This window comes from Desulforapulum autotrophicum HRM2, from assembly GCF_000020365.1.
Classification (GTDB): Bacteria; Desulfobacterota; Desulfobacteria; order Desulfobacterales; family Desulfobacteraceae; genus Desulforapulum; species Desulforapulum autotrophicum.
In genome coordinates this window covers 509404-523605 of record NC_012108.1, presented here as the reverse complement: position 1 = coordinate 523605, position 14202 = coordinate 509404, and the positions used below count along the sequence as shown (strand labels likewise).

12 protein-coding genes are annotated in these 14202 nt (G+C 51.2%); 9 read left to right on the top strand and 3 right to left on the bottom strand.

Annotated elements, in window-relative coordinates:
• The first annotated feature begins 23 nt into the window (after positions 1–23).
• Entirely contained in the window at positions 24–596 is a 573-nt protein-coding gene (locus tag HRM2_RS02245) for a hypothetical protein (protein ID WP_012662819.1), read from the top strand.
• Between the two features lie 59 nt (positions 597–655).
• Here the strand turns inward: HRM2_RS02245 and HRM2_RS02240 are convergent, their stop codons facing one another.
• Complete coding sequence (locus HRM2_RS02240; RefSeq protein WP_232364174.1) at positions 656–1489, bottom strand: SDR family NAD(P)-dependent oxidoreductase; 834 nt, start codon at positions 1487–1489, stop codon at positions 656–658.
• A 27-nt stretch (positions 1490–1516) separates the two neighbouring features.
• Complete coding sequence (locus HRM2_RS02235; RefSeq protein WP_012662817.1) at positions 1517–2260, bottom strand: YkgJ family cysteine cluster protein; 744 nt, start codon at positions 2258–2260, stop codon at positions 1517–1519.
• Positions 2261–2660: 400 nt separating this feature from the next.
• Here HRM2_RS02235 and aprB point away from each other — a divergent pair, with 400 nt between their 5' ends.
• From aprB to HRM2_RS02205, 6 genes are all read left to right on the top strand, one after another.
• Complete coding sequence (aprB, locus tag HRM2_RS02230) at positions 2661–3098, top strand: adenylyl-sulfate reductase subunit beta (protein ID WP_012662816.1); 438 nt, start codon at positions 2661–2663, stop codon at positions 3096–3098.
• 56 nt (positions 3099–3154) lie between these two features.
• Positions 3155–5116: an adenylyl-sulfate reductase subunit alpha gene (gene aprA, locus HRM2_RS02225; RefSeq protein WP_012662815.1), complete on the top strand. Its 1962-nt coding sequence runs from the start codon at positions 3155–3157 to the stop codon at positions 5114–5116.
• Positions 5117–5396: 280 nt separating this feature from the next.
• Complete coding sequence (locus tag HRM2_RS02220; RefSeq protein ID WP_012662814.1) at positions 5397–6671, top strand: CoB--CoM heterodisulfide reductase iron-sulfur subunit A family protein; 1275 nt, start codon at positions 5397–5399, stop codon at positions 6669–6671.
• A 7-nt stretch (positions 6672–6678) separates the two neighbouring features.
• On the top strand, positions 6679–9015 hold the full coding sequence (locus tag HRM2_RS02215) for an FAD-dependent oxidoreductase (RefSeq protein ID WP_012662813.1): 2337 nt from the start codon (positions 6679–6681) through the stop codon (positions 9013–9015).
• Positions 9016–9050: 35 nt separating this feature from the next.
• Positions 9051–10226, top strand: a complete 1176-nt coding sequence (qmoC, locus tag HRM2_RS02210) for a quinone-interacting membrane-bound oxidoreductase complex subunit QmoC (protein WP_012662812.1) — start codon at positions 9051–9053, stop codon at positions 10224–10226.
• A gap of 198 nt (positions 10227–10424) precedes the next feature.
• The gene (locus tag HRM2_RS02205; RefSeq protein ID WP_012662811.1) at positions 10425–10625 is read left to right on the top strand and encodes a cold-shock protein; all 201 of its coding nucleotides are present in this window, start codon (positions 10425–10427) and stop codon (positions 10623–10625) included.
• A gap of 98 nt (positions 10626–10723) precedes the next feature.
• Here the strand turns inward: HRM2_RS02205 and HRM2_RS02200 are convergent, their stop codons facing one another.
• Positions 10724–11041: a hypothetical protein gene (locus HRM2_RS02200; RefSeq protein ID WP_012662810.1), complete on the bottom strand. Its 318-nt coding sequence runs from the start codon at positions 11039–11041 to the stop codon at positions 10724–10726.
• A 238-nt stretch (positions 11042–11279) separates the two neighbouring features.
• On the opposite strand from HRM2_RS02200, the gene HRM2_RS02195 reads away from it, so the two are divergent.
• The gene (locus HRM2_RS02195) at positions 11280–12062 is read left to right on the top strand and encodes an enoyl-CoA hydratase/isomerase family protein (RefSeq protein WP_012662809.1); all 783 of its coding nucleotides are present in this window, start codon (positions 11280–11282) and stop codon (positions 12060–12062) included.
• Complete coding sequence (locus HRM2_RS02190) at positions 12062–14191, top strand: acetate--CoA ligase family protein (protein WP_012662808.1); 2130 nt, start codon at positions 12062–12064, stop codon at positions 14189–14191. Before HRM2_RS02195 ends, HRM2_RS02190 begins: the two co-directional genes overlap by 1 nt.
• Positions 14192–14202 lie beyond the last annotated feature (11 nt).

Below are 14202 nucleotides of genomic sequence, written 5' to 3'. Positions count from 1 at the left end.
ACCCATCACATAGGAACAACGCCATGATCAGCCCAACTGACACCCCTTTTTTTAAACGCCTCACAGCCCTCTACGCCCGCATGGATGAGGCCTGGAAAACGGCCGCGGCCCATTATGGATTTGTCTGCAGGGGGTGCCCGGAAAATTGCTGTGAAACCGAATTTTACCACCACACCCATATTGAAAGAAACTATCTTCTCTCCGGGCTGGCAACCCTTGCCCTTCCAATGGTCGAGACCATCCAGGCAAAGGCTGTGGACGTCTGCAAGGCCAGGGCAGCGACTGAAGTGACCGGGGAACCCCTTCGGGTCATGTGCCCCCTCAACAGCGACGGCCTGTGCCAGCTCTACAGATTCCGGCCCATGATCTGCCGGCTCCACGGCATCCCCCACGAATTAACAAGACCCGGGGCTATACCCTCACGGCAGCCAGGATGCAGGGCCGGGGGGCATCTTTTTGACTCTGCAAGCTATCACCAATTTGACCGGACACCCTTTTACACGGAAATGGCTCAGATCGAAATGGACTACAGACGGGCAACGAACAACCAGACACGGCTCAAGTTGACCATTGCCGAGATGGTACTACCCCGTTAAATCCAGAGTCCCGCCACACTCATCTTGACGCCCTGCTTGACACAAGGAAAGAACCAGAATTACACCACCCCCTGGGGCATGGGCGGAACAGGGTCATTGCCAAGAACAAACCCGCCGTCCAGTCGAATCACGGAACCTGTCATATAAGGCGCATCCCGGACAACAAAGAGCAGGGCCTTGACCGCATCGTCGATCTGACCGGTTCGACCCACCAGGGTACGGGCCACGATGGCCCGTTTTTCATCATCGGTCAACACCTCTTCCCACCCACGGGTTCCCTGGGCATGCCGGGTTTCAAACACACCCAGCATGATCTCGTTGACCCGGACATTGGGCGCACCCATGCGGGCCCAGGTTTCGGTCAAAGCAGAAACCCCGCGATTGGCGGCTGCATATCCATCATTGAAAAGGGGTGCTGCACACCCGGATCTTCCCACAACAGCGGCTATGGAAGAAAAATTGACAACCACCCCGTCCCTGGAGCGTTTCAGCAGGGGAAAAACAGCATCAAACACCCAGCGTTTGGCCCTGAGGGTGGTTGCCATTTCAAGGTCCCATTGTTCCCTGACGTAGCGCCCATGAACGGCAGGCCATCCCCCGCGCTCAATATTGTTCACAAGGATATCCAGCCGCCCGAATCGATCCTCAATGGTGCGGGCAAGACCTGCAACCCCATCAGGATCAAGCAAATTAACATCAACAATCTCAAATTCAACCCCGGTCTCCCGGAACTGGCGTTCCATCTCTTCAAAGCTGTCCAGCCAGTCATGGCGGGTCAACACAAGACGAACCCCCTCCCTTGCCAGGGCAAGCCCGACCCCCCGACCGAGTCCTTTTACAGCACCCAGCACAAGGGCAACCTTTGAATTCATCGACACCCCTTTTGCCTGCATCACCCCTCCTTTCGCCCCCATGACTGGTTATCGACCCAGATTCAGGGCAGCGCCAAAAAGGGTGTGACCGATCCAGGCAAGGCCAAAATCAAGCAGGGCGACATCATCCACCCTCAGGCGATCAAGGAGCGCACCAGGGACATCAAGACCGACCAAAAGGTCATCTTCAAAAATGCGTTTCCGAAAGGTATCAAGGTCGTAACAGGCCAGGTAAAACCTGTCAGCATCCACTGGGTCAAGCCGTCCGGGCATGATCCTGTTTTTCAGGCTCATTGTCTCCATAAGGCGATCGTTCATCTGGTTGTGAAGGGTCACATCCTGACCAGCCAGCCACTCCCGGACGGTCTGGCCGCTTTTCCTGCCGAACCCCTTGCAGTGGGGTTCTTCGATCAAGGCAAAAAACTCGGTGATTTCGCCAGTCTGCCTGGATCGTGACACGGCCCGGGCCAGGGGATACATCCGGCACGAAGCGGGCCTGTCCGGATAGACAGAGCAACCGTCCCGGGTCACCAGGGGACAGCGGTGACCGGTGGCAGGGTCAGGCTTGAACGTCACCACGGGCAACCCCGACTCTGGACCCATATGGGACGAGGTGTATTTTTTCAAAAAAACATCAGAGGTAAGGTTGAGATTAGTTTTCAACCGGAGAATATCATAGGGGGTCAATGCCTGGTTAAGATCCCTGCAGCACTCGTTGAAACAGGGGACTCCGGGGGAGCATTCAAAGGTCATTGCATCATCCAGGTCAACCGGAATCATATCTTCGCTCATGGTCAATTATCCTTAATAAACTTTATAGTTGGTTTTCAGACATTCTCGATTTTTACTATATATTGTAGAGATCTGCAAGCCAATAGGGCATATATTGACAATTTATTCGGGTTTAAAAACCAGGATTCCCACCATAAAAATCCTGTGGCAAAAACTCTTGACAAGGTGCATTAACGGGTGCTACTTTCCAAACATTTAATTAGACCCGGGCTGACATTCATAAATCTCAGCAACAGCATGCTTTCCCCGGGCAAGTACACACCGGATGACCGAGGTCGAAGTATAGCGACCTATATTTTTGTATATTAGGGCGGCACCGTAAGAGATGTCGCAGTTTCATTAACAGCAGTTGCTGGAGTTCAAAAAGATTTCAGCACATAATGTAAGGGAGGTATTATAAATGCCATCTTTTGTAATCGCAGAAAAGTGCGACGGCTGCAAGGGTGGGGACAAGACAGCATGCATGTACATCTGTCCCAATGACCTTATGGTTCTTGATCCCAACGCAATGAAAGCATACAACCAGGAGCCAGATCAGTGCTGGGAGTGCTACTCCTGCGTAAAGATCTGTCCGTCCCAGGCAATCGAAGTCAGGGGTTACTCTGACTTTGTACCCATGGGAGCAAGCGTAGTTCCCATGATGGGCACCGAGGACATCATGTGGACCTGCAAATTCAGAAACGGTGTTGTAAAACGCTTCAAGTTCCCGATCAGAACCACCCCCGAAGGCCAGGCTAACGCCTATGCAGATCTTAAGGGTAAAGATCTTAACAGTGGGCTTCTCTCCACACAGGAAGCAGACGGCATGGTACTTACCACTCCCCAGGAGCTGGCATAGTTAACCTGTTATCCATTTTGAACTAGATTAAATCACTATTACTTTGGAGGTATATAATGGCATTACCTAACAAGCCTGTTGGAGAGCTAAAGGCAGTAAGGGATCCGGAAGTTGACAAGAGGGATGTTGACGTTCTGATCATCGGCGGCGGTATGGCTGCCTGTGGAACAGCATTTGAGATCAAAAAATGGGCATCAGACGACACAAAGATCCTTCTTTGCGACAAAGCAGCCCTTGAGAGATCCGGCGCTGTAGCCCAGGGCCTTTCTGCAATCAACACCTACATAGGCGAAAACAAGATTGAAGACTATGTCCGCATGGTCAGAAACGACCTCATGGGAATCGTACGTGAGGATTTGATCTACGATCTTGGCCGCCATGTTGATGACTCTGTTCATCTGTTTGAAGAGTGGGGACTCCCCGTCTGGAAAAAGACAGAAGACAACAAGAACATGGACGGTAAGAAAGGCCAGAAACTCGGAACCCTCAAGGGTGGAGCTACTCCTGTTCGTACAGGTAAATGGCAGATCATGATCAATGGTGAGTCCTACAAGAGAATCGTTGCCGAGGCCGGAAAGCTTGCCCTTGGTGAGGATAACATCCTTGAAAGATGCTTCATCGTTGAAATCCTCAACGACAAAAACGATCCCACAAGGGTCGCTGGAGCCGTTGGTTTCTCACTTCGTGAGAACAAGGTCTACATCATCAACGCCAAGGTTATCATGTGCGCCTGCGGTGGTGCTGTAAACGTATATCAGCCCCGTTCGGTTGGTGAGGGAAAAGGCCGTGCCTGGTATCCCATCTGGAACGCAGGTTCCACCTACACCATGGCCCTTCGTGCCGGTGCTGAGCTCTCCATGATGGAGAACCGTTTCACCCCCGCACGTTTCAAGGATGGATACGGACCTGTTGGTGCATGGTTCCTTCTTTTCAAGGCCCAGACAGTTAACGGTCTTGGCGAGAACTATGCTGCAAGTGATGCAGCCAAGGAAGAGCTTGCTAAATACGCTCCCTATGGAACAGCAGCCATCACACCAACCTGTCTTCGTAACCATTTGATGATGAAAGAGTACAAAGAGGGCCGCGGGCCCATCATCATGAAAACCTCAGCTGCTCTTGCAAAACTTGGCGAGACCATGAGCAAGAAAGAGCTCAAGCACCTTGAGTCAGAAGCTTGGGAAGATTTCCTTGACATGTCCGTAGGTCAGGCAGGTCTCTGGTGCGCAACTGATACAGAGCCTGAGAAAAAAGACTCTGAGATCATGCCCACCGAACCGTACCTCCTCGGATCCCACTCTGGATGCTGCGGTATCTGGTGTTCAGGTCCGGAAGAGGACTGGGTCCCTGCAGAGTACAAATGGGGCTACAACAGAATGACGACAGTCAGGGGTCTTTTCACCGCTGGTGATGGCGTTGGCTGCTCAGGTCACAAGTTCTCCTCAGGATCCCATGCAGAGGGACGTATTGTTGCCAAGTCCATGATCCAGTACCTTAAAGCCGAAGGCGATAAGGTAACAGGCATCAAAGAGACAGATCAAGAGCTTGTTGACTTTGTTTACAAACCTGTTCGTAACTACCTTGACCACTGTGCATATTCAACATCACAGGATGTTAACCCCAACTACTGCAAACCTGCCGGTATGGCCATGCGTCTGATGAAGATGACCAATGAGTACGGTGGAGGAACAGCCACATACTACATGACAGGTGGCAAGGCCCTTGAGATCCTCATGGAAAACTTCCAGTACTTTAAGGAAGATCTTGAGAAAATTGCAGCCGGTGATCTCCATGAGCTCCTCAGGGCTTGGGAAATCAACCATCGTCTCTACACCGTTCAGGCACATACCCGTCACATCCAGTTCCGTGAGGAGTCAAGATATCCCGGCTTCTACTACAGGGGTGACTTCATGGGCCAGAATGATGAAGAGTGGTTCTGCTTTGTCAACTCGACCTACAACAAAGAGACCAACGAGTGGTCTTTGAAAAAGGTTCCGTACCAAAAGATCATTGCTGACTAGTATCAGAAACTGATCGTTTCAGGTATGTTCTTCTGAAAAGCTGACCTCCAGGTGCGATTTGTGTGCCTGGAGGTTTTTTCAGATTCTGGTGTGCGGGAATTTTTCCACCTCCTGTCTCCTTATTACAAGCCAAAGAAAAAGAGACTGGGAAACTAAAACTGGAGGCAACGTTCGAGTTTCAGGTTTCGAGTTTCAATTTTCAAGGAGGCAGGATGCCGGATTCCCGGCATCCTAAATTGTTCATAATATTAGTAATGTACTAAATGCACGGAGGGACAGCATGACAACAGATAATTCAGCCCCGACCAGTGGAAGCATCATGGTAGTTGGCGGCGGCATCAGCGGCCTGACCACTGCCCTGGAAGCTGCCGAAGTGGGGTATGAGGTCTTTATTGTTGAGAAGGAACCTTCCCTTGGCGGAAGGGTATCCCAGCTCAAACAATATTTTCCCAAACTCTGCCCGCCCACATGCGGACTTGAGATCAACTACAAACGCATCAAGGACAACCCCAAAATCACGGTCATCACCATGGCCGAGGTGGACAAGGTCGACGGCAAACCCGGTGATTACACGGTCAAGCTCAAGATCAGCCCAAGATACGTAAACGAAAATTGCACGGCCTGCGGAGAATGCGCAAAGGTTTGCGAATCTGAGATTTCCAACGAGTACAACCTTGGCATGGACCGCTGCAAGGCCGCCTATCTTCCCCACAACATGGCCTTTCCCCAGCGCTATGTCATGGCACCTTCCATGGCCCAGGATGACAGGGACCGTTGCAAGGAAGCGTGCAAATTTGACGCCATTGATTTTGACATGGAAGAAAAGAGCCTTGACCTCAAGGTCGGCGCCATTGTCTGGGCAACCGGCTGGCGTCCCTACGATGCTGCAAGGATCGATAACCTGGGCTTTGGACGCTACCAGAACATCATCACCAACATGATGCTTGAAAGGCTTGCCTCGCCCAACGGACCCACCAGGGGAAAGATCATCAGGCCCTCGGATGACAAGGCGCCTGCAACCATCGGCTTTGTCCAGTGCGCAGGTTCAAGGGATGAGAACCACCTGCCCTACTGCTCTTACATCTGCTGCATGGCGTCACTCAAGCACGCCACCTACCTCAGGGCCCAGTACCCCGAAGCAAAAATCTACATCTACTATATCGACATTCGGACCCCGGGCAGAAAGTACGAGAACTTCTACAAGAAGCTCAAAGAGGATAAGAACATCTTTTTCGTAAAGGGCAAGGTGGCAGAAGTTGGTGAAGAAGAAGGCACCGGTAACATCACCCTGGTCGCCGAAGACACCATGTCCGGCGACAAGGTTCGACAGACCGTTGACCTGCTCGTCCTTGCAACGGGCATGCAGCCCAATTCGGCTGTTGAACGGCCCAATGCCGATCTGACGTTCAACTCAGACGGCTTTATTGTGAATGACTTTAAAAAGGGCGGCATGTTTGCAGCAGGCTGTGCCAACAAGCCTGCCGATGTTGTAACATCCAACCAGAATGCCACCGGCATGGCCCTGAAAGCTATTCAAACGCTGGTGAGGAGGTAGACCAACCATGGATAAAAAATACGGAGTATATATCTGCACAGGGTGTGGCATCGGTGATGTCCTGGACATGGAAGCCCTTGTTGACGTACCCGATGAAGAGGGTGTGTACAACAAGACCCACCCCTTTCTCTGCGGCAAGGAAGGCCTTGCCATGATCCAGAAGGACGTGGATGAGGGTAAGGTCAACGCCATGGTGATCGGGGCGTGTTCCCGCAGGGTCAACTTTGACGCTTTCAAGTTCGACAATTGCATTGTCGAGCGGGTTAACCTGAGAGAAGGCGTGGTATGGCCCCATTCCAGGGAAAAATATCCGGCCCTTACCGAAGAGCAGAAGGATGACGAGGAGCATTTTGACCGCATCCAGATGAAGGCCGAGGATTACATCAAGATGGGCATGATCCGTGTTGAAAAGGTAACCCTGCCAACCCCCTACAAGACTGAAACCTTTTCACGAAAGATCCTTGTCCTGGGTGGCGGTATCACCGGTATTTCTGCGGCACTTGATGCAGCCAAGGCAGGCTTTGAGGTCACCATTGTTGAAAAGCAACCAAAGCTTGGCGGTTATGCCGCCTGCATGAGAAGCCAGATGCCGGTGGTCGAGCCCTTTGAGGAGCTGATCCCGACAGTGATTGCCGATAAGCTTGCCGAGCTTGAGAAGTACCCCAACATTGAGGTAAAAACCGCAACCGAGGTGGCCCGTATCGCTGGTCAGCCTGGTGAGTTTACCGTCACCTTTAAGAAACCTGGTGAAAAGATTCCTTTTGACGTACCCTTTCCCCTTCCAGAAGAGATGACCAAGGATGAAAAGGGTGAAGATCTGGACGCTGAAACCCTCCACGCCAAGTTCCTCGAATACAACGAAGGCCGGGTTGACATCCTCAAGCTCGATCCCAAAGGCGAACTTTACGGTGCCGTTGTTCTGGCTGCCGGCTGGCGGGCAGATAAACTTGAAGACGAGGCCTACGCCCACCTGGGTGTAAACCTTCCCGATGTCATTACCAACGATGAATTTGAACGACTTGCCGCAAAGGGCAAGGTGGTCAGGCCCTCGGACGGCAAAGAGGCAAAATCCGTTGTTTTTGTCCAGAGTCCCGGCAAGGATGAGGACGATGCTGATTTTCCCTACTGCGGTTCCGTCACAAGCCAGGTAGCCCTGAAACAGGCCAAGTATATTCGAAATGACTATGCAGACGGCAAGGCCTACATCATCTACCAGCACATGAGAACCCCAGGACTCCAGGAAAATTTTTACAAGAGTATCCAGCAGGACAACGGAATTTTCATGACCAAGGGTGCCGTGACGGGCGTCAGCCAGAAGGGTGACTCCCTGGTCGTAGAAGCGGCCAACACCCTCCTTGGCAAAGAGATTGCCATTGAGGCCGACCTTGTTGTCCTTTCCGCTGGTATGGTACCGGTCACGGTGGATGATCCCATCGTTAACCTTGCCTATCGCCAGGGCCCGGGCTTCCGGGACAACGACATCTTTGGCGGCTATGCCGACTCAAACTACATCTGCTTTCCCTATGAGACCCAGCGAACAGGGGTCTATGCAGCAGGAACCATCCGCCGTGCCATGACCATTGAAGAGAGCATGGAAGATGCAACTGGAGCGGCCCTTAAAGCGATCCAGTGCATCGAGTCCGCCCACAGGGGGGTTTCAGTACATCCCCGTTCCGGCGACATGACCTTCCCTGAATTTTTCATGCAGCGCTGTACCCAGTGCAAACGCTGTACGGTGGAATGTCCCTTCGGGGCCCTGGATGACGATGAAAAAGGTACACCCAAGATCAATCCCACCCGGTGCCGTCGTTGCGGAACCTGTATGGGTGCCTGTCCCGAGCGCATCATCAGCTTTGCCGATTACAGCATTGACAGTATCGGCTCCCAGATCAAGGCCATTGGCGTTCCTTCCGAGGACGATTTTGATGAGCCGCCATACAGGATTCTGGCCCTTGTTTGCGAAAACGATGCCTATCCGGCCCTTGATATGGTCGGCATGAACCGCATGGATTATTCACCGGATGTTCGTATCATCCCGGTCCGATGCCTGGGTTCTGTCAATTCCATCTGGATCAAGGACGCACTGGCCCAGGGAATGGACGGTGTTATCCTCATCGGCTGCAAACACGGTGATGATTACCAGTGTCATTTCATGAAGGGCAGCGAACTTGCCGAGGTCCGTGCCAACAAGATGGGTGACGCCCTTGCAAGTCTTGCCCTTGAAGAAGAGCGGGTAAGGTTTGAAGAGATCGCCATTGATGAATATGACAAGCTTCCAGGACTTTTGAGTGATTTTGTGGAAGAAATCGAAGGCCTTGGTCCCAACCCGTTCAAGGGTTTCTGAGTTAACCGTTATAAGAACCTAGGAGGTATCGCAGTATGAGTGATAAATACCTTGTTCAACCGGATCTGGCCTATATCAATGAGCTGGAAATGCTCGGGGCAGACACGCTGAAAAAATGCTTTCAGTGTGCCACCTGCTCCGTTGCCTGCCCGATTGCACCGGAAAACAGCCCATTCCCCAGAAAAGAGATGATCGCAGCATCCTGGGGGCTGAAAGACAAGCTGGTCTCCAATGGTGACATCTGGCTCTGCCATGAGTGTGGGGACTGTTCAGATCTCTGCCCCAGGGGGGCAAGACCAGGTGACGTACTCTCCGCCATTCGTTATACGGCCATCAAAGAGTATGCCCGGCCAAAATTTCTTGCCAATGCAGTGGAAGACCCCAAAAAGCTGCCGTTTCTCATTGCCATTCCAGGACTTTGGTTTGCACTCCTTGCCTATATCACCATGACGGCAGGAGACACCATGACCAAGATCTTCAGCACCTTTGGCATTGAATGGTCCCATGGCGGTCATGGGGAAATTGCCCATGCAAACTTCTTCTCCACCTGGTTTGTGGACATGACTTTTGTGCCCATTGCAACCCTTGTGGTGATCATCTTTGCCCTGAGCCTTAAACGATTTGTCACCGACATTCATCAGAATGCCGTTGATGAAGGCAAGACAGACAAAACAAGTATCGAGATCAAGGGTTTTCTGCAGTCCCTGATCAAGGTGCTGCCCGTTGTCTTGAAGCATGACAAATTCAACCAGTGCGAAGCGAACCATGACCGGGCAACTGCCCATATGATGGTTCTCTACTCGTTCATCGGACTGTTTATTGTAACGAGTATATTCTTTGTTGTTCTTTATATCTTCAGCATTCCCGGACCCTACTCACAGCTCAACCCGGTAAAATGGCTTGCCAACATCTCGGGTGCGGCCCTTGTGATCGGTGCGACACTGATGATCAAGAACAGACTTGGGAAAAAAGATCTGGTCTCTACCTACAAGGACTGGTATATCCTTGGCATCGTCCTATCCCTGGGCGTTACTGGGCTTCTCACTGAGATGACACGTCTTGCAGGTTATGCTGGAGTGTCTTACTTCATCTACTGGCTTCATCTGATCACTATCTTTAACCTGTTTGCATTTTTGCCCTTCTCCAAAATGGCCCATCTGGTCTACAGGACAACGGCAATGGCCTATGCGGAATATGCCAACAGAAAGTAACGTTTAACGGCGTTTAACAGCGCTTGATTTTGATTTGCATCAAGGGGTTGTGGTTTTTTACCACAACCCCTTTTTTTTCCCTTGCTTTTTTTGTTTCAGAGGCTATAGTCAAATCATGGCTTGCCGTATCGGTTGTTCTGTTTTTTTCAGAACGACTTTAATAAGAGTCAAATGCTGACATTTAAGGAGGGTAAGGTTTTGGCACAAGGAACTGTAAAGTGGTTTAGTGACAAGAAAGGTTTTGGTTTTATCGAACAAGATGAGGGAAACGATGTATTTGTACACCATACAGCAATAGACATGCCCGGGTTCAAAACCTTGTCCGAGGGCGAGAGGGTCAGCTTTGACATTGAAGACAACGACCGTGGCCCCGCTGCCAGAAATGTTGTAAAGCAGTAAGTCTTTTCACATAATTTACGTCACCAAAGGCAGAAGGGTGTCTCTTCTGCCTTTCATATTTTCCACTCCCCCCTTTACTAAGAACCTAAAATTATTTACTAGGCACCTTTACGTTGAAGCAGTTCATACATTTTAAGCCGGACAATGGCACTCGTTCCCACCTTGCCCCCCGGTAAAAGCGTTAACGCCCTTTTCTCCAACAGGGCACGCTCAGCGGGAAACAGGGCATCCAGAGTATTTTTTACATCGTTCTGGGCATCAAAAATCGAATCCAATTTTCCGTTGAGCTTAAACACAAAGGGAAGCTCCGGCTCAAGAAAAAGAGTAAATGCCCTGCACCGCCTACGGTGGGAGCACTGCCTGCAATCCGCTAAATTAAAAATGGTCTGATGCTTTCTGATACAATAAATCGTCAACGCTGCGTCCTGTTCCTGGTTGTCGTTAAGCGGTATTGATTAAAAATTTTATAAGGGAACTTAGGCTTACACCCTAGCTGTTGTCAAGTATCTTTCCCATAAAAGGTCCAGTTCTTTGTTGACATTCGGTGAAATGCCTTTATAACTTTTAACCATGTCAATCGTTCTTTAAACCGTTCCTCAAGCAAGGGGCGCTAGGAATTATTTATTTCTGAGTCCCTAAATAAAGGTGTAATCCATGGACTATGAAGCCATTGTATTTAAGACTCGCAACGCCACAGCCATTGTAAGCCTGAACCGTCCTAAAGTCCTCAATGCCATGAACCAGAGGCTCTGGCTTGAGATGATGGATGCCCTGGAAAAAATCAAGCAGGATTCCGGGTTAAAGGCGCTGATCATCACCGGTGAGGGACGGGCCTTTTCAACCGGGGCGGACCTCAAGGAATCAGGAAAAAGAACGGTGGAAGCCTACCGGCACTATCTTGAATCCCTCCAGGAGGCCACAAGAACCCTTATACGATTTGAAAAGCCCACCATTGCGGCCATCAACGGCTACGCCCTCGGTTCTGGTTACGAACTTGCCCTTGCCTGCGACATACGCATTGCAGCAGATGACGCCCTGATTGGATCTCCCGAAGCCAGGGTGACCTCTTCGGTCACGGGCGGGGCTTTCCGGCTGATCCAGGACCTTGTCGGTCCCGGCAAAGCTCGGGAGCTGCTGTTTACCGCTGAAAACATTACCGGCCAGGAGGCCGCACGAATCGGTCTTGTCAACCGCAGCGTTCCACTTGACTCCCTCATGGATGAGGCCATGGGCATGGCTGAAGCGATTACCAAAAACTCAGCGTTTTCCATCGCCAGAATCAAGCGGGGACTGCTCATGGCAAGTGGAGAGGCAAGCCTTGAGTCACTCATGGATTATGAAATTGAAGCCTGCCTTGCCTGTGTCTCAACCAAGGAGAGGGACGCGTCTTTGAAAACCTTTGACAACCGAAAACGCTCAACCCAGGAGCCGAAATAATGCTTGATAAAATATTGAATGCACGATCCGTCGCCATTATCGGCGCATCCAAAAACCCGACAAAAAGGGGTTATCAGGCTATCAAGACCCTGCTGGAAGATGGGTATGAGGGAAAGATATTCCCGGTCAACCCCAGGGAGGATTCCGTCCTTGGCATCCCCTGCTATGACAGTATCACATCCATTGACCAGGAGGTGGATCTGGCCCTGATCACCACACCGGCCAAGACTATACCCGCACTTTTAAAGGAATGCGGGGAAAAAAAAGTGGCAGGTGCCGTGATTGTGGCAGGTGGATTCAGGGAGCTTGGCACCGAAGGTAAAGCCCTGGAAGCCCTTGTGGTTGAGACGGCCAAAGAATCCGGGGTTCGCATCATCGGGCCGAATACCTCGGGCATGATCAACATGAAGAGCAACATGAACCTTGTGGGCATTAAAAACGCCCCCAGGGGAGGAATCGCACTGATCTGCCAGAGCGGCAACATGGCCCTGACGCTTATCACTGAGGCCATGATCCGAAAACATGAAGGGTTTACTTATTATATAGGAGTGGGCAACGAGGCCGACATCAAGTTCCATGAATACCTTGAATTTTTAAGGAATGATCCCGAAACAAAATCCATCCTCATGTATGTGGAGGGAATGAGCCAGGGAAGAAAATTTCTCCAGCAGGCCTATGAAACAACCAAGAAAAAGCCCATTGTTCTTCTGAAAAGCGGGCGATCCGCCACCGGCAAACGATCGGCAGGCTCCCATACAGGATCCCTTGCCGGAATGAGCGAAGTTGCCAACGCCGCCTATGGTAGGGCTGGCATAACGGTAATTGAAAATTCAGATGAACTCTTTCCCGTGGCCCAGACCCTCTCCAGCCAGCCGTCGATTAAAAACAACCAGGTGGCCATCCTGGCCGACGGTGGCGGCCATGCAACCATAGGTGCAGATCTGCTGTCAGACTACGGCATTGGCCTTCCCGAACTTTCTGAAACCACACGGGCAAAACTCCGGGCCATCCTGCCTGCAGCGGCATCGGTGGTCAACCCCGTGGATGTGGCAGGCGGCACCGACTCCAACCCGGCTATTTTCGCAGACTGTGCCAATATTATCCTCAAGGACCCCAATGTGGGCGGTCTGCTTATTGTGGGGCTTTTTGGTGGTTACGGTATCCGATTTGCTGAAAGCCTTGCCATTCCGGAAGAAGACGCGGCCCACAGGATCGGAAAAATGGTCAAACAGAAGAACAAGCCCATTGTGGTTCACAGCCTCTACAGCTCATACAATTCCCACCCCATCGAACTGTTGCGTTACTATAACATTCCAGTCCATGATTCCCTTGATATCACCTGCAAATGCATTGCATCCCTGTGCCAGTATGGCGACTACCTGAAATCCTACCATGCAAAGACAAACTTTGTCTTTAACTGGGGGTTTCGGGCCAAAAAGGCAGGCAACGACATCATTGAAAAGGCAAAATCCCAGGGCCGTAAGGTTCTGCTGGAGCATGAAGCAAAGCAACTTTTAAAACTCCACGGAGCATCCACCTCTGCGGACAAGGTCGCCCTGTCGGAAGACCAGGCCGTGGAAATGGCAAACCAGATGAATGGAGCGGTGGTGCTCAAGATCGTGTCGCCGGATATTCTCCACAAGAGCGACGCCGGCGGTGTAAAGATCAATCTCAAGACCGAAGGCCAGATCCGTATTGCCTACAATGAAATCATGCTCAATGCAAAAAACTACAATCCGGATGCCGACATCATCGGCATACTTGTGACCCCCATGGCCAACAGCGGTCTTGAGGTCATTGTGGGAACCAAAATTGATGACCAGTTCGGGCCTGTGATCATGTACGGCCTTGGGGGAATCATGGTCGAAATCATGAAGGATGTCACCTTCTGGGTCCTGCCCATCTCCCCGACTTCGGCACGAAAAATGATCGGAGAGACCCGGTCATCTGTCATCCTGGACGGCATACGCGGCCAGAAGGGATACGATAAGAAAGCCCTTAAACGAATTTTGCTCTTGTGTTCGGAACTCATTGAATCCTATCCTGAAATCCAGGAGATGGATCTCAACCCTGTAATCCTGCACCACGAGGGCCTTGATATAGTGGATGCCAGAATCATCCTCAAATAGAACAGTAATAG

Excerpts from the sequence above, each read along its gene's own strand:
- HRM2_RS02245 (WP_012662819.1), top strand. The coding sequence starts at position 24 with ATGATCAGCCCAACTGACACCCCTTTTTTTAAACGCCTCACAGCCCTC.
- HRM2_RS02240 (WP_232364174.1), bottom strand. The coding sequence starts at position 1,489 with ATGCAGGCAAAAGGGGTGTCGATGAATTCAAAGGTTGCCCTTGTGCTG.
- HRM2_RS02235 (WP_012662817.1), bottom strand. The coding sequence starts at position 2,260 with ATGAGCGAAGATATGATTCCGGTTGACCTGGATGATGCAATGACCTTT.
- aprB (WP_012662816.1), top strand. The coding sequence starts at position 2,661 with ATGCCATCTTTTGTAATCGCAGAAAAGTGCGACGGCTGCAAGGGTGGG.
- aprA (WP_012662815.1), top strand. The coding sequence starts at position 3,155 with ATGGCATTACCTAACAAGCCTGTTGGAGAGCTAAAGGCAGTAAGGGAT.
- HRM2_RS02220 (WP_012662814.1), top strand. The coding sequence starts at position 5,397 with ATGACAACAGATAATTCAGCCCCGACCAGTGGAAGCATCATGGTAGTT.
- HRM2_RS02215 (WP_012662813.1), top strand. The coding sequence starts at position 6,679 with ATGGATAAAAAATACGGAGTATATATCTGCACAGGGTGTGGCATCGGT.
- qmoC (WP_012662812.1), top strand. The coding sequence starts at position 9,051 with ATGAGTGATAAATACCTTGTTCAACCGGATCTGGCCTATATCAATGAG.
- HRM2_RS02195 (WP_012662809.1), top strand. The coding sequence starts at position 11,280 with ATGGACTATGAAGCCATTGTATTTAAGACTCGCAACGCCACAGCCATT.
- HRM2_RS02190 (WP_012662808.1), top strand. The coding sequence starts at position 12,062 with ATGCTTGATAAAATATTGAATGCACGATCCGTCGCCATTATCGGCGCA.